The 21977-nt window shown below is 61.2% G+C and carries 23 protein-coding genes; 9 read left to right on the forward strand and 14 right to left on the reverse strand.

From position 1 onward, the window contains the following. Window positions 1-69: 69 nt before the first annotated feature. The gene (locus AWB74_RS12975) at window positions 70-2373 is read left to right on the forward strand and encodes a tetratricopeptide repeat protein (RefSeq protein WP_061147168.1); all 2304 of its coding nucleotides are present in this window, start codon (window positions 70-72) and stop codon (window positions 2371-2373) included. Window positions 2374-2495: 122 nt separating this feature from the next. Here AWB74_RS12975 and AWB74_RS12980 read toward each other — a convergent pair whose 3' ends face one another. The 8 genes from AWB74_RS12980 to AWB74_RS13015 all read right to left on the reverse strand — a co-directional run bounded on the left by AWB74_RS12980 (window position 2496) and on the right by AWB74_RS13015 (window position 10042). Further along, window positions 2496-3275 (reverse strand): phytanoyl-CoA dioxygenase family protein, encoded by a 780-nt coding sequence (locus AWB74_RS12980; protein WP_061147169.1) that lies wholly within the window; start codon window positions 3273-3275, stop codon window positions 2496-2498. Window positions 3276-3278: 3 nt separating this feature from the next. Next, complete coding sequence (locus tag AWB74_RS12985) at window positions 3279-3830, reverse strand: GNAT family N-acetyltransferase (protein WP_061147170.1); 552 nt, start codon at window positions 3828-3830, stop codon at window positions 3279-3281. Continuing rightward, entirely contained in the window at window positions 3827-4807 is a 981-nt protein-coding gene (locus AWB74_RS12990) for a hypothetical protein (protein ID WP_235024560.1), read from the reverse strand. Before AWB74_RS12990 ends, AWB74_RS12985 begins: the two co-directional genes overlap by 4 nt. After that, window positions 4804-5502 (reverse strand): WbqC family protein, encoded by a 699-nt coding sequence (locus AWB74_RS12995; RefSeq protein ID WP_061147327.1) that lies wholly within the window; start codon window positions 5500-5502, stop codon window positions 4804-4806. The genes AWB74_RS12990 and AWB74_RS12995 overlap by 4 nt, the downstream gene beginning before the upstream one ends. Before the next feature lie 2 nt (window positions 5503-5504). Beyond that, entirely contained in the window at window positions 5505-6650 is a 1146-nt protein-coding gene (gene vioA / locus AWB74_RS13000) for a dTDP-4-amino-4,6-dideoxy-D-glucose aminotransferase VioA (protein ID WP_061147171.1), read from the reverse strand. Window positions 6651-6889: 239 nt separating this feature from the next. Then, a complete protein-coding gene (locus tag AWB74_RS13005; RefSeq protein WP_061147172.1) occupies window positions 6890-7189 on the reverse strand; it encodes a hypothetical protein in 300 nt (99 codons plus the stop codon). 12 nt (window positions 7190-7201) lie between these two features. Continuing rightward, complete coding sequence (fliD, locus tag AWB74_RS13010; protein ID WP_061147173.1) at window positions 7202-8740, reverse strand: flagellar filament capping protein FliD; 1539 nt, start codon at window positions 8738-8740, stop codon at window positions 7202-7204. Window positions 8741-8923: 183 nt separating this feature from the next. After that, window positions 8924-10042: a flagellin gene (locus tag AWB74_RS13015; protein WP_061147174.1), complete on the reverse strand. Its 1119-nt coding sequence runs from the start codon at window positions 10040-10042 to the stop codon at window positions 8924-8926. A 244-nt stretch (window positions 10043-10286) separates the two neighbouring features. Here AWB74_RS13015 and AWB74_RS13020 point away from each other — a divergent pair, with 244 nt between their 5' ends. Both AWB74_RS13020 and rpsU read left to right on the forward strand, forming a co-directional pair. Next, a complete protein-coding gene (locus AWB74_RS13020; RefSeq protein WP_061147175.1) occupies window positions 10287-11237 on the forward strand; it encodes an aldo/keto reductase in 951 nt (316 codons plus the stop codon). A gap of 366 nt (window positions 11238-11603) precedes the next feature. Further along, window positions 11604-11816: a 30S ribosomal protein S21 gene (gene rpsU, locus AWB74_RS13025; protein ID WP_061147176.1), complete on the forward strand. Its 213-nt coding sequence runs from the start codon at window positions 11604-11606 to the stop codon at window positions 11814-11816. A 108-nt stretch (window positions 11817-11924) separates the two neighbouring features. Here the strand turns inward: rpsU and AWB74_RS13030 are convergent, their stop codons facing one another. The 3 genes from AWB74_RS13030 to AWB74_RS13040 all read right to left on the reverse strand — a co-directional run bounded on the left by AWB74_RS13030 (window position 11925) and on the right by AWB74_RS13040 (window position 13825). Beyond that, window positions 11925-12302, reverse strand: a complete 378-nt coding sequence (locus AWB74_RS13030; protein ID WP_235024561.1) for a hypothetical protein — start codon at window positions 12300-12302, stop codon at window positions 11925-11927. An 18-nt stretch (window positions 12303-12320) separates the two neighbouring features. Beyond that, the gene (locus tag AWB74_RS13035) at window positions 12321-12746 is read right to left on the reverse strand and encodes a hypothetical protein (RefSeq protein ID WP_061147178.1); all 426 of its coding nucleotides are present in this window, start codon (window positions 12744-12746) and stop codon (window positions 12321-12323) included. A 473-nt stretch (window positions 12747-13219) separates the two neighbouring features. Beyond that, window positions 13220-13825 carry a DNA-3-methyladenine glycosylase I gene (locus AWB74_RS13040; protein ID WP_061147179.1) on the reverse strand — a complete coding sequence of 202 codons (606 nt, stop codon included), beginning with the start codon at window positions 13823-13825 and terminating at the stop codon, window positions 13220-13222. A 112-nt stretch (window positions 13826-13937) separates the two neighbouring features. Here AWB74_RS13040 and AWB74_RS13045 point away from each other — a divergent pair, with 112 nt between their 5' ends. Together AWB74_RS13045 and AWB74_RS13050 are read left to right on the forward strand one after the other, a co-directional pair. Continuing rightward, complete coding sequence (locus AWB74_RS13045; RefSeq protein ID WP_061147328.1) at window positions 13938-14855, forward strand: BadF/BadG/BcrA/BcrD ATPase family protein; 918 nt, start codon at window positions 13938-13940, stop codon at window positions 14853-14855. Between the two features lie 33 nt (window positions 14856-14888). Further along, on the forward strand, window positions 14889-15725 hold the full coding sequence (locus tag AWB74_RS13050) for a Cof-type HAD-IIB family hydrolase (protein WP_061147180.1): 837 nt from the start codon (window positions 14889-14891) through the stop codon (window positions 15723-15725). Between the two features lie 47 nt (window positions 15726-15772). Here the strand turns inward: AWB74_RS13050 and AWB74_RS13055 are convergent, their stop codons facing one another. The 3 genes from AWB74_RS13055 to AWB74_RS13065 form a co-directional block, all read right to left on the reverse strand. Then, complete coding sequence (locus AWB74_RS13055) at window positions 15773-16075, reverse strand: hypothetical protein (RefSeq protein WP_061147181.1); 303 nt, start codon at window positions 16073-16075, stop codon at window positions 15773-15775. A gap of 328 nt (window positions 16076-16403) precedes the next feature. Beyond that, window positions 16404-17102, reverse strand: coding sequence for an aquaporin Z (gene aqpZ, locus AWB74_RS13060; RefSeq protein WP_061147329.1), 699 nt, complete (start codon window positions 17100-17102; stop codon window positions 16404-16406). Window positions 17103-17369: 267 nt separating this feature from the next. Beyond that, on the reverse strand, window positions 17370-18434 hold the full coding sequence (locus AWB74_RS13065) for a glycosyltransferase family 4 protein (RefSeq protein WP_061147182.1): 1065 nt from the start codon (window positions 18432-18434) through the stop codon (window positions 17370-17372). A gap of 636 nt (window positions 18435-19070) precedes the next feature. On the opposite strand from AWB74_RS13065, the gene flhD reads away from it, so the two are divergent. The 4 genes from flhD to motB all read left to right on the forward strand — a co-directional run bounded on the left by flhD (window position 19071) and on the right by motB (window position 21951). Continuing rightward, window positions 19071-19388, forward strand: a complete 318-nt coding sequence (gene flhD / locus AWB74_RS13070; RefSeq protein WP_200821967.1) for a flagellar transcriptional regulator FlhD — start codon at window positions 19071-19073, stop codon at window positions 19386-19388. Window positions 19389-19403: 15 nt separating this feature from the next. Further along, entirely contained in the window at window positions 19404-19970 is a 567-nt protein-coding gene (flhC, locus tag AWB74_RS13075; RefSeq protein WP_061147184.1) for a flagellar transcriptional regulator FlhC, read from the forward strand. A gap of 96 nt (window positions 19971-20066) precedes the next feature. Then, window positions 20067-20927: a flagellar motor stator protein MotA gene (gene motA / locus AWB74_RS13080; protein ID WP_061147185.1), complete on the forward strand. Its 861-nt coding sequence runs from the start codon at window positions 20067-20069 to the stop codon at window positions 20925-20927. A gap of 25 nt (window positions 20928-20952) precedes the next feature. Beyond that, entirely contained in the window at window positions 20953-21951 is a 999-nt protein-coding gene (gene motB / locus AWB74_RS13085) for a flagellar motor protein MotB (protein WP_061147186.1), read from the forward strand. Window positions 21952-21977 lie beyond the last annotated feature (26 nt).

Here is a 21977-nt window from a genome sequence, read left to right on the forward strand (position 1 = left end):
GTGACACGGCATTGCTCGAACAAGTCAATGACGGCCGTTCGGCAACTATCGAGGTAACCCAAGCAAACCATGAACAGCTTTGATCTGTCGAGCGCCGAAGCCGCGACTCCCGAACAGCAATTCCAGCAGGATCTCGTCGTCATTCTGGAAGCTGCGCAACAGCACCGGCAAAACGGCGAATTCAGCGACGCCGAAAATCTCTATCAAACGATCCTGGAAGCGGTGCCCGGACAGCCGGACACGAGCTTTCATCTCGGGACGCTGTACATCGAGACGAAAAGGCCGTCCGCAGCATTGCCGCATTTCGAAAGCTGCATCGGATCGATGCCGCAGAACAGTCAGTACTGGTTCGCCTATGTCAACGCGCTGATCGAGGACAAACAGGACAAGGCGGCGTGGATTGCCTTTGAAATCGGTCAGAAACACGGGTTGAACGGGCCGCTGGCCGAGCATCTGATTCAACGGATGACGGGGGCGCCCGTGCTCACGCTTTCGCGTGTCGCGCAGCCGGCGCCGACAGCGGTCGCCGAATCGAAGTCGAAAAAGGCGGGCATGAAGGGCGTCCGCCGTCCGTCGTCGCAGGATATCAATCGCTTTACGCAGTCCTTCAACAAGGGCAATTTCAAGGATGCGGTCAAGATCGCGCAGATGCTGACGCAGCGTTACGCGCTCGACGGATCGAGCTGGCGTTGTCTCGGGGTTGCGCTCAATCGCGATGGCCGACACGCCGAGTCTGTCGCACCGCTGAGAAAATCCGTCGAACTGATTCCCGAGGATATTCAAACTCGCGTATTGCTCGCCGATACGCTCGTCGTGTTGCATCAACACGCTGCGGCGGAAGCCGAATGCCGCTCCATCATCGAACACAAACCCGATGTTGCCGAGGCGCACCGTCTTCTGGGCATCGCGCTGTCGGGAACGGGCAAATTCGAAGATGCCGCCGCCGCTTGCCGCCGGGCCATCGAGCTGGCGCCTTCTTCGCCCGCGACGCACGGAACGCTTGGCATGTTGATGCTCGAAGCAGGCAGAATGTCCGAAGCCGCCGAGTGTCTACGCAATGCGGTTGAACTGAATCCCGATGACGTCGCGTCTCACAGCAATCTGTTGTTCAGCCTGGTTCATCGAATCGATATCGATCAGAAGACGCTGTTCATGGAGCATCGCAAATTCGCGGAGCGCCATGAGGCATCGATCCAGCGAGTGCAACTGAACCCGGACATCGATCGATCGACGGACCGCAAATTGCGCATCGGTTTCGTTTCGGGCGACCTCTTTCATCACGCGGTCACGTCTTATGTGCTTCCCGTGTTGAAGAGCCTGGCCGACGATCCGAGTCTCGAGATCTACGTTTATCAGAATCACACCGTCGAGGATGCGCATACCGAGCGTCTCCAGAGCTGTGCTTCGCAGTGGCGCCGCGTGGCGAGAATGTCCGATGATCGGCTCGCGAGCACGATTCAGGCGGATGACATCGACATACTGGTCGATCTGTCGGGGCATACGGGCCGCAATCGACTGCTTACGTTCATGCGGAAACCCGCGCCCGTACAGGTGAGCTGGATCGGTTATCCGGCAACGACCGGGCTCTCGGCAATGGACTATTATTTTGCCGACCGCTTCTGTGCGCCGTTCGAACTTGCGTCCGAGCAATTCATCGAAGCGCTCGTGCATCTTCCTGCGATCGCGCCTTTCATCGCACCGGAGGCGTGTCCGCCGGTCAATATCCTGCCCGCGCTGCACAACGGCTACGTGACCTTTGGCAGCTTCAACCGGATCAATAAGGTGCGCCCGGAAGTCATCGCGCTTTGGGCGAAAATCATGCACGCCGTGCCGTCATCGAAAATGCTGGTCGGCGCCATTCGCAGAGAAGGCGATCGAAGCGATGAGGCGCACTACGCGGAGCAATTCGCGAAGGAAGGCATTTCGCGCGACAGGCTGATGTTCGTTCCGCGGTCGGCGACGGCCGTCTATTTGCAGCAGCATCATCAGGTCGACATCTGTCTGGACGCGTTTCCGTTTTCCGCGTCGACCACGACGCTCAACGCGCTGTGGATGGGTGTGCCGACGCTGACGATGGCCGGCAATTCCCTCGTTAGCCGTGGCGCGACGACCTGGCTTTCGCACGTCGGTCTCGAATCCTTCGTCACGAAGAGCCAGGACGATTTCGTGCAGTCTGCACTGTCGATCGTAAGCGATCTGCCTGCGCTGAACGAGCTGCGCCTTGGACTTCGCGAGCGTTGCATTCAGTCAGCGGCGTTTCAGCCGGATGTCGTCGCGAATGGCGTCGCACGCGCCTTCAGGACGATGTGGCAACGGTGGAGCGAAGGACTTCCCGTCGCGAATATCGATGTCTCGCATCCGCCCGGCGCGTGATGAGAAGCGACTGTTGATTGATCAAAAAAAGGCCGTTCTCGTTGTAGAGAGAACGGCCTGATTCATTGCATCCGATCTTTGCGACGACGCGTGACCGGATGAAAGCAAGTCACTGTTGCCGACTAATCCTGTCCGCGCTGATAGAAACGCTGTTCGACCGGCACGTAAAACTCTTCGAGCGATTCGGGCACGCGGGCGTTGAAACCTAAAACCTGACGCGTCCACGAATTGCACGTGTGGATGTTGGCATAACCGAACAGCCGCGCGTAGTCGAGTTGGGGTTTGAAGAAGGGGCTCGTGAAGGTGAGCGTCAACGCCCGTCGCGGCAGATGAGTCACATTGCGTCCGGTGGCGTGCCACAGACGCGAATCGAACATCAGAACCGAACCTCGCGGGCCGATGGCGCGCGACGATTCCTTGTAGAACAGTTCATCGTCAGGTGTCTGCTGCAGGTTTTGCGAGTGCGACAGAAGATGCGTTGCGCCGTTATCCACCGTGAAGTCGTCGAGCATCACGAGGATATTGAGCATGAAGCGGCGGTTATCCGAACCGAAGCGGATGTCGCGGTGAACCTGATGCACATACGAGCGGGAATCGTGCTCGTTGATCACGCCGCCGTACGAATTGAGGATGAAGTTTCCGCCGAAATATTGCTTGAGTATCGGCTCGACAACGGACAACTCGTCGAGCAGATCGATATAGCATTCATCGTCCATCAACAGGTGATGCAATGTTCCGGTGGTGTTATCGAGAACGCCGTTGCGCTGCCTGATCTGATTGCGCTTTTCGAGCGATGAAGGCAGTGCCGCAACGAGCGAATCGATCAAATCTGCGCGAACGATGTTCGGCAGGACGGCCCAGCCTTGCGCGGCAAGAGCAGTGTCTACGTCAATGATATTCATTGTTTATGCGCCATCAGGCGGAGAAGACGGCTCGCTGAACTCGGTGGATAGCAGAGCCATGCAAACGACATTGAGATACCGGCCGTCTTTGAAAACGGCCTGCCTGTGAAGACCTTCGGCGCGGAAACCCAGCTTTTCATAGAGCGAGATGGCGCGAGCATTGCCTTCCAGCACGTTCAAAGCGATGCGATGCAGATTGAGATCGACGAACGCATGCGCGAGTGTCGATCGTGCAGCGGCTTCGCCGAATCCTCGGCCGCGCGCGGATTCCGCGCCTATTTGAATCGAGAATTCGGCGCTTCTGTTGAGCCAGTCGATGCCAAGCAGATAGGTCACACCGATCAACTCTCTCGAACTCTTTAGGCAGACGGCGAGCCGCACGTTATTGACGCGCGAGCCGAGGTAACCGTCGAACCATTTGTCGTCGATTTCACGGCCGACATAGCGGAAGTTTCCGCCTAAGAGACTTACCAGAGACCGGTCGGCGCGCCATGCATTGATGGTGGAAAGGTCGCCGCGTTCCAGTTCGCGCAGGAAGATATCGTCTTTGATCATGTAAGCCGCTCCAATACGCTTTGCACGATCGGTTCAAGATCGCCCGTGGTCAGCCTTTGATCGCAAGGAAGGAACAGCGCGGATGCAGGAATGGTGCGCTCGAATTCGGGCGCATCCTTCGATTCCGCAACGTCGGGCCAATACGTGGGCGTGTAGATGCGCTGTTGCCGCAATTCTTCGCGCAATCCTGCCGGTGCGTCGAAAAGGGGATAGCAAAGGGGAACGGCATTATCGCGATCGAAGTGAATCGCAAAGCGATTGTGCCGTTGCAGCCTTTCGTGGAGGTAAATGAAATTCTCGACTCGCCGCGCCCGCACTGCATCGTAATCAATGGACGCGAGGATGCGCTGCGTCAGGTCCGACATTCGCAGCGGTTCCTGATGCTTGAGACTTTCTTCGGCGGCTGCATATGCGGCGTAACCCGCTTCGGCATCGTCCGCGATTCGGCGCAGAAGGTGCGCGCAGCGTTGTATCGATGTCTGATCGCTCGCGTCGGGCATGTCGATGTGCTTGCGCGTCACGAGATAGCCGCCGTCCGGCACACCGACGAATTTGCGCGGCGAGTAAATCGTCGCAAGGCAATCGCGAGGCTGCGCGAACAACGCCTGCGCATTGTCGATCACGACACTGTCGCGCGGAAAACGGTCGAGTACGTCGTCGACCTGACGATCGCAAAGCCCGAAATAGTTCACATAGACGAGCCATTCGTCTTGCTGAAGTTCGACGGACTGCGGACGCATTTGCCGGTCGATCGCGTAGCGCTTCACCGGTATGCGCGCCATGTGTAGCGGCTCCAGCATCGCGTCGCAAATGTACCAGGGCATCCATACGGCCTTCGGACGCAGCGAACGCACAAGCGCAAGAAAAGCTGCCCGCGATGACTGGAAGCGAAGCGCATCGTCATGCAGGAAAGATCTGGCGCGCGGCAGTTCCAGTTCGAAATATCCGCCGACCGCGCGCGGCATGACGGCGCTCATGAACCGGACCCTACTGAAAGCATTTCCCTGACGCGGTCTTTGCTATTGAACATGAGTACATCGAGAATGGACAAGCCAGGCTGGAACGCATGATCGAACTGTGGATACGCGCTCAGATTCGGTTCGACGAACGCCAGTTCGACACCGTTCGAGCGGAACGTCTTATCGTCGTAAAGGTCGCGGCCGCCGGGAAGATTCACATAGATCCGGGCGCGTTCTTTCGCGCAAATATCCAGAACCCGATTCACGCCCTTGAGTTCCGAATTCCCGAATTGCGTCGAGCTGGCGACGAACTCCGTAGCGATATCGAGGTATTTGCACACATCCACGACAGTCTGCGAAGCAAGCGTCGAAATCTGCGCAACCGGCGCAGACAAACACTGCTCGATCAGTTGGCTGACGGCTGCGTAGTGCGGCGCTTTGGCGTACGCGTGCCGAATCGATTCGAGCATCTTGCGCAGCCAGATATCCCGCGGCTGTATCTGAATGTCCCTGATTTTCAGAGACGGACTCGCGCCCGACAAAGGCACCGTCACATAGCGGTTCCCATCGTCGGCAAGTACGCGATTCCGGTTGATCCAGCCGTTCTTGATGAAATTGACGTCGTCGTAGAACACGAAGCGATCGACATCGGCAACGAGCTGAAAATAGCCGATGTACGGGAAAAAATAAGGCTGCATGATAGCCAGCCTCATGATCAGCATTCCTTGATGATATCGACGATCCTGCCGATGTTGGCATCGGAGAGTCCGGGGTAAATCGGCAGGCACAGCACGCTGGAAGACGCCTGCGTGGCCACCGGCAGATTGCCGCGATGCGCAGACGGCAGCCCGCGATACATCGGGAAATCCGAGATCAGCGGATAGAAATAGCGGCGAACCATGACTTCGCGGTCACGGAACTTTTGATAAAGCTCGTCGCGCGTCAGCGGGAAAGCGGAGTCGACCAGGATCGGGAAATATGAGTAGTTCGAGACCTTTTCGCCTGCGTCGCCGAGGCATTGAATGCCGGGCACGCCGCTCAGAAGTTCGCGATAACTCGCGTCGATTCTTTTGCGAGACGCGAGCGCCTCATCGATGTACCGAAGTTGCAGCAGCCCGAATGCCGCATTCACCTCGCTCATTTTTCCGTTGATGCCGGGCGCCACGACCGTGACTTCATCCACGAAGCCGAAGTTCTTGAGATGATCGATTCGCTGCTTCGTCTTTGCGTCGGGGCATACGATCGCCCCGCCTTCGAACGTGTTGAACACCTTCGTCGCATGGAAGCTGAGCACGGCCATATCGCCGTGTTGCAACACGCTGCCGGATTCGGTCTGCACCCCGAATGCGTGGGCTGCGTCGTAGATCACCTTCAGGTTGTAGTTGTCGGCGATCTTTTGAATTGCATCGACGTCGCACGGGTGGCCATAACAATGCACGGGCATGATCGCCGTCGTCTGCGGTGTGATCGCTTCTTCGATCCGCTTCGGATCGAGATTCAACGTCTTCGGATCGATATCGACGAAAACGGGCTTGATGCCGTTCCAGAGCAATGAATGCGCGGTCGCGACGAACGAATACGGCGTGGTGATGACTTCGCCGGTAATCCGGTGCGCCTGCAGCGCCGTGACGAGCGCGAGCGTCCCGTTCGCGAACAGCGAAAGGTGTTTCACGCCGAGGTAGTCGCAAAGCGCCTTCTCGAGCTGCTGATGAAACGGCCCGCCGTTGGTCAGCACCTTGCTCGACCAGATTTCCTCGAGATACGGAAGAAACTCGTCGAGAGGCGGAAGATGCGGCTGGGTGACGTACAGACGCTCATCGACCAGTTCGGCGACGGATTCAAAGGGAAGACTGGCGGTCATGGTAGGGGTCTCACGCTTCTGCAAGTGAAGAGAATTATGAGATGCGCCGCGCATGTTCGATGCGGCGATGTGGCGCCCAAATACCCGCCAATTCCCGGCTTGCGATGCGATGCGCGAAGGCTGCCTGGAAAGGGCTGCGCGTTGGGTCGACGATGGGAACGGAAGCGGTACGAGAAGCGTCCGCAGCGGTGGAGAAGTGAGAAAGAAAGCGGGCCGGAGCCGGCCCGCTCGGGCACGGATTAGAACCGCGCAGCCTGCTGATATCGTCCGGCGGCCTGAGCCTGATCCATCGCGCGCCGATACCCGGTTCCGAGAAGCGCCTGCGCGGCTTCCGCGCGGCCCATCATCGATTCGATGCTCGCCTGAATCCGGCGGATGACGACGAGCGCCTCTTCAGACTGCTCCTTCTCGATGGCCATCACGAGCGCCGTGCGCGCTTGCGTGAGCTCGGCCGCCTTCACCCAGTCTTGCGCGCTGGCCGCCGCTTCCAACGCTTCCGTGAGCGCCCAGGCGCGCTGAATGATTTCATGCTGTTCCATGAGTCCTTCTCCTTACGACTTGTTGGTGGCCAGCGCACCCGCGCTGTTGGTGCCGCCGAAGAGTGCGGTCAGATAGCTCGCCTGCGTCGCCATTTGCGACATCAGCGTGTTGAGCGCCGTGAACTGATCGTTGTACTGCGTCGTCAATTGCTGCGTGTACGTAGTCAGCGTCGCCTGCTGATTGGCGATATCCGAGAGATCCTTGTTGAGCGCCGTCGTGCGGGCATCGATGAGACCGCCCGTCGCGAGGAACGACGTCAGGCTATTGTTCAGTTGCGCGGCGACGCCGTCGGTCGTGTTGAACAGCGATGCCACCGCGCCGGAATTGCTGGTGAGCGCATCGGTGAGCGCGTCTTCGTCGGTTTTCAGCGTGCCGTCCGGTTGCAGCGCAATGCCGATCGATGCGAGATTCACCTTGCTCGCGCCGCTGCCGATCCCTCTGCTGATCGTGCTCGAGATCGTGTTCTTGATCGTGTTCATCATCGAGTCGCCGAGCAGCGCGCCTTGCGAACTGGCCGTCGCATCGAACGACGTGAGCGATGCCGCTGTGCTGATGAAATTGTTGTACGCCGTGACGAACGCATCGATGGTCGTCTTCTGGCCGCTCACGTCCTGACCGATCGTCAGCGTTTGCGTGGTGCCGACCGAATCCGACGTGAGCGTCATGTCGATGCCGGTAATCGAGCCCTTGATCGTATTCGATGCGCTCGACACCGCCGTGCCCGCTACCGTCAGATGCGCGTCCACGCCCGTGGTCGCCTGCGTCCAGCCATTCGCGCCGTCGATGATCGTGTGTTCCGGCACTTCGATGGTTTTGGTCGAGTCGTTCGGATCGACATCCGTCGTCGTGGTCGACGACGTGACCGCGAGCTTCGTGATGGGCGACCCGATCGAGCTCGCGTCCGGCGTGACAGCGACATTGATGGCGTTGTCGAGTCCCGTCGACGCGGAGCGCAGCACGAGGTGCGCGCCGTCCGTGCCGGTGACGATGGTCGCCGTGACGCCCGGATTGTCGGACGCCGAATTGATCGCGGTCGCGATGCCCGAGAGCGTGTTGTTGGTGTCGTCGAGCGTGATCGTGCTCGACTTGTCGCCGACCTTGATGGTCATCGATCCGGTGCCGAGCTTGTCGGTCGTCGAAAAGACGCCGGACGTCAGCGATTGCGCCGATGCGACGTTTGTCACGTTGACCGCATAGCTGCCCGCGACGGCGCCCTTGCCCGCGGTGGCGCTGAGGCCCTTGCCGTTCGTGGTCGCGGTGAAGGCCGACAGCGTCGTGCCGTCGGCGAGATTCGAGAGCGAACTCTGCAGCAGCGAGAGCACGGACTTGAGCGAGCCGACCGCCGTGAGCTGCGTGTTGTCGGCGGTCTTCTTGTTGTTGAGCGCGTCGGTCTGTCCCGCGACCTTTGCGTTGACGAGCGCGGTGACGAGCGAGTTCACGTCCACCGTCGAATTCGTCGAGCCGCTGATGATCGACTGTGCTGCCTGTTGTACGGCGCTGGTCGGATCGACAGTGGTGCCCGATGTGGAGGTCGTGGCTACGGTGGTCATGTGTGCTCCGTTCGTTTCGTCTGGCGATCGTCAGAAAATGGGCGGAAACGCTGAGTTTTCCGCAAACGCGAACCGGGAGACGAGCTCCCGGTGCGCTGACATGCTTTCTTGCTGTGATGCTTCGAGATGACCGGCGCGCATGAAGCTGAACGTGCGTGCCGGTTACCGCGTCGGCGATGTTGCTTAGCCGAGGAGCTTGAGCACTTGCTGCGGCATCGAGTTCGCTTGCGCCAACACCGAGATACCAGCTTGCTGCAGCACTTGCGCCTTGCTCAGATTCGCCGTTTCCTGCGCGAAGTTCGCGTCCATGATCTGCGACTGAGCCGACGACAGGTTCGTCGCTTGCGCCGACTGAGCCGACGCCACCGACGAGAAGCGGTTTTGCGTTGCGCCAAGGCTTGCCTGGAGCGTGTTGATCGTCGCGAGAGCGTTGTCGACCGAGTAGATCGCCGCTGCCGCGCCGCCGCTTGCCGACACGTCGATGCTGTTCACGGACGGCACGTCCGACGCCGTGTTCAGGGACGCCAGTTCCGTCGCTTGCGCGCCGGTCGTAGGAGCCGTACCGCCGCTGAATGCCGCGCCCTTGAGCGTGAAGCCGCCAGCCGTCGCCGCGCTGAACAGGTTCGTGCCGGTGAACGCTGCGCCGGTGTTGTCCTCGTAGGTGAAGCCGCCGCTGCCGTCGGCCTTCACGGTCACCGAAGTGATCGTCGCGCCGGTGGACGTGTATGCGCCGCTCGAGTCCAGCGACAGACCGTCGATCGTGCCGAGGGTGGAGCCCTTGCCCGGGGTGCCGATCGCACCAGCCGAGACGTTGGCCGTCGACAGATCGACCGAAATGCTCTGGCCAACGTTCGCGCCGACCTGGAACGACAGGCTGCCAGCCGAGCCGTCGAGCAGGCTCTTGCCGTTGAACGTCGTTTGCGACGACACACGGTTGATTTCGCTGATACGCTGGCTCACTTCCTGTTGCAGCGCCGACTGGTCCGACGTCGACAGCGAGCCGCTCGAAGCCTGCACGGCCAGCTGACGAATACGTTGCAGGTTGTCAGCGATTTGCGACAGGCCGCTGTTTGCCGTCTGAACGAGCGAAACGCCGTCGTTCGCGTTCGACACGCCTTGATTCAGACCGTTGATCTGAGCCGTCATGCGGGTCGCGATGGCCAGGCCGGCTGCGTCGTCCGCGCCGCTGTTGACACGCTTGCCCGACGACAGGCGGGTGATGGCCGACGACAGCGCGTTTTGCGTGCCGTTGAGGTTCTGCTGGGCAACCAGCGAGTTGATGTTGCTATTGATACCGATCATTTTTTGCTCTCCTGGGAGACTTTGTCTGGCTTAGGCTTTGGCACCGAGTGTTGCCTGGCGGTCCTGCGCTCGGTGATAGCCGGCCGCCTACTTGTGGTTATCGGGCCCCTCGAAAAAAACTTAAGGCCTGCGCAAACGATTTGTGTAATGAATGCCTTCGTAAGCGTCCGCGGCCCCGTCCGGCAAGGCTCGCGTTTCGCGCGTATGCTTTTCGGTCCGTTCCTTTCGCGCATCCGGAGCACACATGCAGACACGCAATATCGGCACATCGGACCTGAAAGTTGCGCCGCTCGTCTTCGGCGGCAACGTCTTCGGCTGGACCGCCGACGAGCGCACGTCGTTCTCGATCCTCGACGCATTCGTCGATCACGGCCTCGATTTCATCGACACCGCGGATGTGTATTCCGCCTGGGTCGACGGACACCAGGGCGGCGAATCGGAGACGATCATCGGCAAGTGGTTCAGGGACAGCGGCAAGCGTCACAAAGTCGTGCTCGCGACGAAGGTCGGCAAGCTGAGCACGCGCGCCGGACTCACGGCGGCGAATATCGCGGCGGCCGTCGACGATTCGCTGCGGCGCCTGAAGACCGATTACATCGACGTCTACTTTTCCCATTACGACGACGAGCACACGCCGCTCGACGAGACGCTCAACGCGTATCAACAGCTCATCAAGGCGGGGAAGGTGCGGGTGATCGGCGCGTCCAACTACACGGGCGAGCGGTTGGGCGAAGCGCTGAAGACGGCGAAGGATTCGGGCTTGCCGGCGTATCAGATTCTGCAGCCGGAATACAACCTCTACGACCGCGAAGGCTACGAAACCGATCTCGAACCCGTGGCCGCGAAGCACGAGATCGCGGTCACGCCGTATTACGGTCTTGCGAGCGGTTTTCTGTCGGGCAAGTACCGGTCGAAAGCGGATACGCAGCACAAGGTGCGCGGCTCGCGTGTCGAAAAGTATCTGAATCCGCGCGGTTTCAGGATTCTCGACGCGCTCGACGAAGTGGCGAAGCGCAGTGACACGACGCCGGCAACGGTGGCGCTCGCGTGGATGATCGCGCGCCCGAGCGTGACGGCGCCGATCGCGAGCGCGACATCGGTGCCGCAGCTCGAAAGCCTCGCCGCCGCGACGCGCATTCGGCTTGCCGCGGAAGACATCGAATTGCTCGACGAAGCCAGCGCGTGGCAGAAATAGATCTGTTGCATCAATGAGTTGGGCCAACGAGTGATAGTTGGCAGCGGCGCGGTGTTCTGGTAACATCGCGCCCGAATCGAGAAATGTGCCCGATTTCCTGCCTTCGCCGCTGACGATCACTGACATTGGCACCGTCATGACAACGTGAATAAGCGGCGGTGAACGGCTCCGAAATGCGCTTTCAAGTCCTTCTTCGAAGGCGCGCGCCGCTCCCGCGGCTGAATCTCAAACTCTCTCTTTTCCGGCCTCCGTGGCCGCTTTGCTCGTGTCCGTCGCGCATTTTGCATCTGGCGGACGATCGGAGTGCCGGGGCGCGATAGTTTCATCGTCGCGCGCTTAGAAATACGTTTAGCAACCAGGATTTACATGACCACTATCGTCCTCAAAGAAAACGAGCCGTTCGACGTCGCGATTCGGCGTTTCCGCCGCACCGTCGAGCGCAATCGCTTGATCGCCGAACTGCGCGAGCGCCAGTCGTACGAAAAGCCGACCACCGAACGCAAGCGCAAGAAGGCAGCCGCCGTCGCGCGTCTGCGCAAGCGCCTGCGCAGCCAGATGCTGCCGAAGAAGATGCACTAAAGCATCGAGTTCGGGCGAGGACTCGCTTCTCGCCCCGGACGGCAAAACGGCGGTGCGACCCGTAAGGGCGCACCGCCGTTTCGTTTTACGCTTCGGATCGCGTCGAAATCAGACGAACGCGTGACGTTTGCCGAGCGCCGCGAGCAGTTCCGGCCAGGATTCGATATCCGCGTAGTCGTGAACTTCTTCCAGTTCGATCAGCAGATCGATGATGTTGGGATCGTACGCATTCACGTGCGACGCATAGAGCGCCCGCAGCAGCTTGCCATCCTGAGCATGCCGATAATAGGAAATGCCGACGCCTTCGAGCTCCGGCCGATACACGTCGTCGCGCACCAGCGAACCGATCGCGCACTTGCGGCCTTCCGGGCTCCGCAGCCGGCAAGAACCGTTGTCGTCTTCCGACACCGCGCGCTGCGTCAGCAGATGCTCGCTGACGCGCTCGTAAATGTCCTTCGGGCTCAACATCGTAATGGGGCTCAACATCACAGCACCTGCAATGGCTCAAGCAGCCGTTTTCAAAAGTTCGGCAGACAACCCGAACTGACGCGCGATCGACGTGAGCCGCTCGCGCCACTCCCACTTGCCGAACACGTCGTGCACGTTCTGCAGGCAGGAAAGCAATTCGACGGTAGTGGGATCGAACACATTGATGCGCGCACGCAGCAGCGCGCGCCTGAGCGCCGCGACGCCGACGTCCATGTACGCCGGAATCTGCTCGGGCGGTTTCGCGATGTAGCGGATGGGCACGCCTTCCATCGCAGTGACGTAGTCGCGCGGCTTGATGAAGCTGCCGACAGGACAGCCGCCGCAGTATCCGCGATACGCACCGCCGCCCTGCGGCAGCAACGCCGCTTGCCCTTGCACGAAGAGATGCTGTACTGCGCTGTTGAAAATCTCCTGATGGGTCAGGAAGTTCAAGCTTTTCATGATCTTCTCCCCTGCGCCCCTGCGCAGCGGCCAAGCGTTGGAGTTCGAGAACCTGCACCTGTTGCATCTGTAGCACCGGAGCAGCGGCATCGTTGCGAATGTGGCGCAACCTGAATCGACGCCTGGCTGTCCGGACACTGCTTCGAGCACGACGGTTTCCCGGTCTGGGCGTGGGTCTCACAACGCCCGATGCGCTCGCGTCGGACTTTTCTACACTCAGTGAACGGTCCGTACACCGTCAGTTATAACGGTTCGGCCCGGTAAAAAGGTGCGCCAACGCACGCGAGAAACCCATTTTTACACGCGCCGAACGATCGTGCAGCGCGGAAAACCGGCCTAAAACCCTTGTAATTCGCGGCTTCGGGCGTGCTTCACTGCAATAAAAACCTCTTCTATCGGGATTTACCCTGATTTTCGCGTTTCGCACTCAAAGATGTTGTCGAAAAGCAAAAATCCCCTCCATAGGAATGGCCTCATTGTGAGGATTTCGCGACAGTCTGGCGTTTCGTCTTAGGTTTTCCTCGCGAGCGGCAGCCGACCACGTGATCGTTGACCATGCCGGTCGCCTGCATGAAGGCGTAGCAGATGGTCGTGCCGACGAACTTGCAGCCGTACTTCTTGAGCGCGCGGCTCATGGCGTCGGACTCGGGCGTGGATGCGGGCGTCGGATTATCGGCGTCGCGCGGCGTGTCGATGGTCTTGTCGCCGACGAAGAACCAGACGAAGTTCGCGAACGAGCCGTGTTCCTGCTGGATCTGCTGCACGGCGCGCGCATTGGTGATGGCCGATTCGATCTTCGCCCGGTTGCGCACGATGCGCGCGTCTAGCACGATCCGCTCGATGTCCTTTTCGGTGAAGCGCGCCACCTTGTCGATCTCAAAGCCCGCGAAGAGCGCGCGATAACCCTCGCGCTTGTTGAGAATCGTCGACCAGGAAAGGCCCGCCTGCGCGCCTTCCAGCACGAGCATCTCGAACAGATGCTGATCGTCGCGCGACGGCACGCCCCATTCGTTGTCGTGATACTGAATCATCGCGTCGGTGGTGGCCCAGGCGCAGCGGATTTGGTCGGTGTCTGGCATGGCGAATCCTCGTTCTTTTTGGATCGCGTCAGCATAGCGGAACGTTCGCGCCGCGCCATCTATGCCGTTCGGCCAATTGGCGCGCGTCGCGGGCACCGGTAAGCTTGCGCCCATGATTCAATTCCAGCACTCGACAACTCAAGGCTTTCTGCTCGGCATCGACGGCGGCGGAAGCGGTACGCGCGTGATTCTGGCCGACGCGCAAGGCAACGAACTGGCGCGCGCGAGCGGCGGCCCCTCGGGCCTCGGGCTCGGCGTCGAGCGCGCGTGGCAATCGATCGGCGATGCGTGCCGGCGCGCATTCGACGCCGCCGCGTTGCCCTTCGACTGGCGTCGCTGCGCGCTCGGATGCGGCCTCGCGGGCGTGAACAACGCGGACTGGCTCGCGGCATTCCTCGCGGCGGCGCCGGACGTGCGCGCGCTGAGCGTCGAAAGCGACGCCTACACGACCGTTCTCGGCGCGCACGGCGGCGAATCCGGCGTGATCGTCGCGCTCGGCACGGGCAGCATCGCGGCATCGCTGGACGAGGGGGGCGTATGCCGCATCGCGGGCGGCTACGGTTTCCCGAGCGGCGACGAAGCCAGCGGCGCATGGCTCGGCCTGCGCGCGGTGGTTCATTTGCAGCGCGTGCTCGATGGCCGCGCACCGGAAGACGCCTGGTCGCGCGCGCAGCTCGCGTTGACGGGCGCGACCGATCGCGACAGCCTCGTTGTGTGGCTCTGCAATGCAAACCAGACCGCCTACGCCACGCTTGCGCCCACGGTGTTCGAGTTCCGCGATCATCCGGTCGCGGCACGGCTGCTCAAGCGCGCGGGGTTCGAGATAGAGCGGCTGGTCGCGGCGCTCGATCCCGCGGGCGCGCTGCCTGTCGCCCTGTGCGGCGGGCTTGCCGTGCCTTACGCGCCGTTCGTGCCCGCCGCGTTGCGCGAGCGCGTGCGGGCGCCGCGCGCGGATTCGGCAGCGGGCGCGCTTGAACTGGCGCGCCGAGCGGCGTCCGCGGCAACGGCTCCCGACAACTCGCCGCGATAAAATAGCGTCCTTTGCGGCATCACAAAGGCAGTCATGTACTCGGTCATCGCTACTGATCTCGACGGGACGCTCCTCAACAGCGACCATCAACTCGATCCCTTCACCGCCGAAACCGTGCGTACGCTTTCGGCGCGCGGCGTGCCCATCATCATCGCGACGGGCCGGCATTATCGCGATGTCGCCGGTATCCGCGACGTGCTCGGCGTCGACGCGTACCTCATCACGTCCAACGGCGCGCGCGTGCATGCGCCCGGCGACGAGCGCATCTATTCGCGCGACCTCGACCCCGCCGCCGTGCGCCGGCTCGTGCAGCCCGAACTCGCGGGCAGCGAGCACGTCATCGTCAATCTGTTTGCCGACGACGCGTGGCTCATCGATCGCCACGCGCCCGAACTGCTGGTCTTTCACCAGGATTCGGGCTTCAAGTACGAGGTGATGGATCTGCGCGAGCATGATGGCGAGAACATCGCAAAGGTGCTGTATATCGGCGATCCGGCGGATCTGAAAGTCACCGCAGCGAATCTGGAGCGCGAGTTCGGCGATTCGCTCTACGTGACGTATTCGCTGCCGGACTGCCTGGAAGTCATGACATCGGACGTATCGAAGGGACGGGCGCTGCGCTTCGTGCTCGAACGGCTCGACGTGGATGTCGCGCAGTGCGTCGCGTTCGGCGACAACATGAACGACATCGATCTGCTCGAAACCGCCGGGCATCCGTTCATGATGAACAACGCGAACCCCGATCTCATCAAACGCCTGCCGAACGTGCCGCGCGTCGGAAACAACTTCGAGGCGGGCGTCGCGCATCAGTTGCGCAAGCTGTTCGGTATTCGCGACGAACTCGCGTCGCCGGGACAGACGCCCGCCTGAGCGTCCGCCGCGGCGGGCCGCCGGCATGCGTCGGCGGCCCGTTTCACTTACCCGCGATGTCCCCAGTTGTTGCCGTAACCGCCGTTGCCGTAACCACCGTGGTTCCAGCCCGCGCGGTTCCAGCGGCCATTGTCGTGGCCGTAGCCGCCGTGCCAGCGCGGCGCTTCATGGCGATAGTACGGCGCACGGTACACCGGCGCCGCCGGACGCACGTACACCGGAGCCGGCGCCACGTAAGCAGGCGCGCCAAGGTTGACGCCGATGTGGAGATCGCTGTGAGCCTGAGCCGCTCCGACAGCACCGATTGCCAGGCCGGTCGCGACGAGCATTTGGGTGACGATGCGCTTCATTGTGTTTCTCCTTTAGGGCGACGTGTGTCGCATGAGTCCAATGTAAGCGCCCGCCGTCTTACAGGCTTCGACGAGTTGTTACGGTGTGCAAGGGCGGCGTAAGGGACGCGGAAAGGAGCGCGGGAACGGCAAAATCGCTGGAAGCCTTATCGGACGGGCATCGCGCGCGCTGCCAATTGCCGCAAAAATAGCCGTCGCGACAATTCATAAGCATGCTGCGTAATTCGGCATTACATTTGTCGCGCGCGTTTAATCATTCGCACGCCCGGTGTGGCGCAAAAACAAAAACGGGCGCATCGTGCGCCCGTTTTCGTTACCGCGAATTTGCTTACTTCTGACGCGTCAGCGACGGATAAAGCACGCCCGCCAGAATCGCGCCGACGATCGGTGCGATCCAGAACAGCCACAGCTGATCCAGCGCCCAGCCGCCGACGAAGAACGCCTGGCTCGACGAGCGCGCCGGATTCACCGACGTATTCGTGACCGGAATCGAGATCAGATGGATGAGCGTCAGGCACAGGCCGATCGCGAGCGGTGCGAAGCCCTTCGGCGCGCGGTCGTCGGTGGCGCCGAGGATCACGAACAGGAAGAAGAACGTCATCGCGACTTCGCAGATCAGCGCTGCGATCATCGAGAAATGGCCCGGCGAGTGCTCGCCGAAGCCGTTCGCGGCGAAGCCGCTCGTCGCGAACTCGAAGTTCGGGTTGCCCGTCGCGATCAGGTAGATGACCCATGCGCCGAGCGTCGCGCCGATCACTTGCGCGGCGATGTACGGCACGAGATCGCGCACCGGGAAGCGGCCAGCGGTCGCGAGACCGATACTGACGGCCGGGTTCAGGTGGCAGCCGGAAACGTGTCCGATGGCGTACGCCATCGTCAGCACGGTGAGACCGAACGCCAGCGAAACGCCGGCGAAACCGATGCCGAGTTCAGGAAAGGCCGCAGCGAGCACGGCGCTTCCGCAGCCGCCCAGTACGAGCCAGAAAGTACCGAAAATTTCAGCGCCGAGACGCTTCGACAAATGCATGATTCTGCCTACGTGAAAAAGATGAAAGCCATTGATTTGAAACAAGAACGTCATACGCGCTTGCGGAGCGGAGTTTAAGCTCGCTCTCTTTTACAAACTGTCAAAAATGGTGGATCGGCTCTTAATTCACGGGCATCAGATCGAAACTTCGGATTGTTCCTTGTCAAGAAGGTGTGTTAAACGCTAAGCGCTTAATTCGACACGCGAAAAAAAGCCGCCCGGCAAGCGGGCGGCTTTCGATACAGCCTGAAGCAGGAAGCGGGGCGATCAGCCCACAGCGACCTGGCGCAGCACCGGGCGCTTCGCGGCCTGGAGCATCGCCGTATAGCTCTCGACGTAGTTCTGAGCCATCGTTCTGGCGCTGAAGCGGCGCTCGAACTGCGCGCGGATTTCGGTGCGCGAGAGTTCGTCGAGACGTTGCAGCGCGCCGACGGCGCCTTGCACGTCTTCGCAGATGAATCCCGTCACGCCGTGGTCGATCACTTCCGGCACCGAACCGCGGTTGAACGCGATCACCGGCGTGCCGCAGGCCATCGCCTCGATCATCACCAGACCGAACGGCTCGTTCCAGTCGATCGGGAAGAGCAGCGCCTTCGCGCCCGACAGGAATTCCGGCTTCTGCGCCTCGTTGATCTCGCCGATGAATTCCACATGCGCTTCCGAGAGCAGCGGCTCGATCGTCGACTTGAAGTATTCCTGGTCGACCTTGTCCACCTTGGCCGCGATCTTCAGCGGCAGACCGCTTTGCGCGGCGATCTTGATCGCGAGATCTGCGCGCTTTTCCGGGCAGATGCGGCCGAGGAACGCCAGATATTCCGGCTTCTTGTGCGGCTGCGGCGTGAGCAGTTCGTCCGGCAGACCGTGATAAACGGTGTTCAGCCAGTTCGCCTGCGGCAGCGGGCCGCGCTGGTTATCCGAAATCGAGATCACGTTCGCCTTCGTGAACGTGTTGAAGATCGGTTGCAGTTCCGGCAGGTCGAGACGGCCGTGCAGCGTCGTCACGAAAGGCGTGTCCATCTGCGTGAACAGCGGGAACGGCATGTAGTCGAGGTGAAAGTGCAGCACGTCGAATTCGTGCGCACGGGCGCGGACGTTTTCGAGCAGCAGCATGTGCGGCGCGAGCGCATCGCGGATGGTCGGATCCAGACGCAGCGCACGCGGCCAGGCCGCTTCCAGCGTCGCCTTGGTTTGCGAATCGCCGCTCGCGAACAAGGTTACATCGTGGCCGAGGTCGACGAGCGCGTCGGTCAGATATGACACGACGCGTTCAGTGCCGCCGTAGAACTTCGGAGGAACTGCTTCGTGCAACGGTGCAATTTGTGCGATTCGCATAACGTGACTCTCCTTGTTGTTGGGCATCGTAGTCACGCTCCGGTCGAGCGCTCAACACATGCCATCGGGCGGGCCGCGTGTGGTAGTGACGCCGCCCGAGATCGGCCCGGAGATGCAGAAAACAGCACGACCGGGTTATCCCTTAATGCCCATTATCGGGATCGAGAGCGGCATTTCACGTCATTTTTCAATCGCTTATCGTTGTTACAGCGCGAAACATGTGCTGTTACGAAGTCAGAAATTGCACCGATGAACCCGATGTAGACGAGTCTGAAGCGTGGAGCAGCCGCAGAGCACAGGTCAGCAAGTCGCGATCCCGCCTCGACGAAGTCGCGCGAGCCCCGCAAATCGGAGGTTTGGCATTAAGTCAGACGAATATATGCCGATAATTAATAGCTCCCGCTCGGCAAACTCCGGCCGCTCTCGTGTAAGAAATTTTCCTACACGAATCTTCGCGAAAATCCGTCGCTGCGTCGGAAGCTTTGTCCGACAGGCGCGCCTCTGCGCATCGGCGACAATCGAACCGAAACCAAACCACACGCGCGGGGCCGGATTCGCTTGTCCGTTGCGAATTCGCGCAAACGTTCCCCCGCCAGGCCTGACCAGCCACGTATCGATTCGGGGAAGAAGATGACGATCAGCAATACGAGTACGCTCGCGGAAATCCGCGAGGTGAACCTGTCGTACTTGCTCCTCGCACAGCGGCTCCTTCAGGAAGACCGCGTTTCGGCGATGTACCGCCTCGGCCTTTCCGACCAGGTCGCCCAGGTGCTGACCGCGCTGACGCTCGCGCAGACGGTGAAAGTGGCGTCGTCGAGCCATCTGCTGTGCCGCTTTCGTTTCGACGATCACGCGATCCTCGCTTCGCTCGCCGACAAGGACAAAAGCGCGTCGCTCGCGCACGCCCACGCGGCGATCCTGCTGGCCGACGGTCCCGTCGAGCAGATCGGCTAAAGGCGCGAACCGCCGATGGCGACGAAAAGCGTGGTCGCGGAAGTCCGCGAAATCACTCTGGCGATCGAGCTGATCGAGCTCGGTGCGCGCCTGCAATTGCTCGAAGCGGAAACGAGCCTGTCGCGCGACCGTCTCATCAAGCTCTATAAGGAGCTGAAGGGCGCGTCGCCGCCCAAGGGCATGCTGCCGTTCTCGACCGACTGGTTCATGACTTGGCAGCCGAACATCCATTCGTCGCTGTTCCACGCGATCTACCGCTTCATGGCGGACAACGACAAGAACCAGCCGACGATCCGCTCGATCGTGAAAAGCTACCGCCTGTATCTCGAACACGCGGCGCTCTACGGCGACGAGCCGGTGCTTTCGCTCACGCGCGCATGGACGCTCGTGCGCTACTTCGAATCCGGCATGCTCCAGACGAACGCCTGCACGCGTTGCGGGGGGCGCTTCGTCGCGCATGCGTACGATCTGCGCGCCGGCTACGTCTGCGGGCTGTGCCAGCCGCCGTCGCGTGCGGGCAAGACGCGCAAGGCCGCGTCGACACAAAGCGCCGCCGAGCCCGCGCCGCGCATCGCGGCCTGACACGGCGCGGCTTCATCTCATCCTCAAAGTTTTCGGGTCGAGTGCCGTAAACCACTTAACGGCGGTCTTACCGCACCCAAACGTGAGGACTCGACTGTGCTGATTTTCATTGGATCGCTCGTGACATTGCTGTCCGTCTTCGGCGGTTACGCGCTCGAAGGCGGCCACCTTGGCGCGCTCATGCAGCCGGTGGAAATCCTGATGATCGCGGGCGCGGGCATCGGCGCGTTCATCCTCGGCAATAACGTCAAGACGATCAAGGCGACCATCCAGGTGCTCCCGACGCTCTTCAAGGGCGCGAAGTACGACAAGAGCATGTACATGGAGCTGATGGGCCTGCTCTACGTGCTGCTCGCGAAGGCGCGCAAGGAAGGCACGCTCGCGCTCGAAGCGGATATCGAAGATCCGTCGAAGAGCCCGGTCTTCAGCCAGTACCCGAAGATCCTCGCGGATCATCACATCGTCGAATTCCTGACGGATTACCTGCGCCTCATGGTGAGCGGCAACATGAATGCGTTCGAGATCGAAAGCCTCATGGACGAGGAAATCGAAACGCATCACGTCGAGGGCGAAGCGCCCGCGCATGCGCTCACCAAGGTCGGCGACGCGATGCCTGCGTTCGGCATCGTCGCGGCCGTGATGGGCGTCGTGCACACGATGGCGTCCGCCGATCAGCCGCCCGCGATTCTCGGCGAGATGATCGCGCAGGCGCTCGTCGGCACCTTCCTCGGCATTCTTCTTTCCTACGGTTTCATCGGGCCGCTCGCGAACGTCGCGGAACAGCGCGTCGCGGAGCAGACCAAGATGTTCCAGTGCATCAAGGTGACGATCCTCGCGAGCCTGAACGGCTACGCGCCCGCGATCTCGGTGGAGTTCGGCCGCAAGGTGCTGTTCTCGACGGAACGTCCGTCGTTCTCCGAACTGGAAGAACACGTGCGCCGGGTCAAGTCCAAGTGACTTCCCGACTGAACGAGACACAGCGATGAGCAACGACAGCGAACGTCCCATCTTCATCAAGCGCGTGGTCGCCGGCAAGAAAGGGCATCACGGCGGCGCGTGGAAGCTCGCCTACGCGGACTTCATGACCGCGATGATGGCGTTCTTCCTGCTGATGTGGCTGCTCTCGTCGACGTCGCCAGTGCAGCGGCGCGGCATCGCGGAGTATTTCCAGATGCCGCTCAAGGCCGCGATGGTCGGCGGCAAGACCGTCGGCATGGACAACAGCATTCTCACCGGCGGCGGCCGCGACATTTCCAGCAACGAGCCGGGCGCGGCGCGCAAGACCTTCGGCAGCACGCAGCTCGCGCAGCGCGCGTCGTCGGATGCCGACGAAGAACTGCTCAAGGCCGCGCAAGGCGAGCTCGAACGGCGCGAGCAAGTGCGCCTGCACGACCTCCAGGTGAAGCTGATGGCCGCGATCGAGGCCAATCCGACCCTGCGCCAGTTCAAGCAGCAGATCCGCATCGAATCGACGCAGCAGGGCTTGCGCATCGAGATCGTCGATACGCAGAAGCGCCCGATGTTCGCGCTTTCCAGCGACAGCGTGCAGCCGTACATGCGCGACATCCTGCGCGAGATCGGCAAGAGCCTGAACGACGTGCCGAACCGCATCGTCGTGCAGGGGCACACCGACGCCGTGAAGTACGCGGGCGGCGAAAAGGGCTACAGCAACTGGGAATTGTCGGCGGACCGCGCGAACGCATCGCGGCGCGAGCTCGTCTCGGGCGGCATGGACGAAGCGAAGGTGCTGCGCGTGCTCGGTCTCGCGTCGACGCAAAACCTCAACAAGCAGGACCCGATGGACCCGGAGAACCGGCGCATCAGCGTCATCGTGCTCAACCGCAGATCCGAAATTTCGATGATGCGCGACGACGGCTCGCCCGGCGCCACGCTCGACAACGGCACGGAAGAAAACGGCGCGCCATCGACGGCGCTCGGCCAGCTCATCCCGGGCATCGCGGCAAAGCCCGCGGCGCACTGAGCAAATTCCCTGAAAAACGCTCAAGA

The sequence above is a fragment of the Caballeronia arvi genome (assembly GCF_001544695.2).
GTDB classification, from domain to species: domain Bacteria; phylum Pseudomonadota; class Gammaproteobacteria; order Burkholderiales; family Burkholderiaceae; genus Caballeronia; species Caballeronia arvi.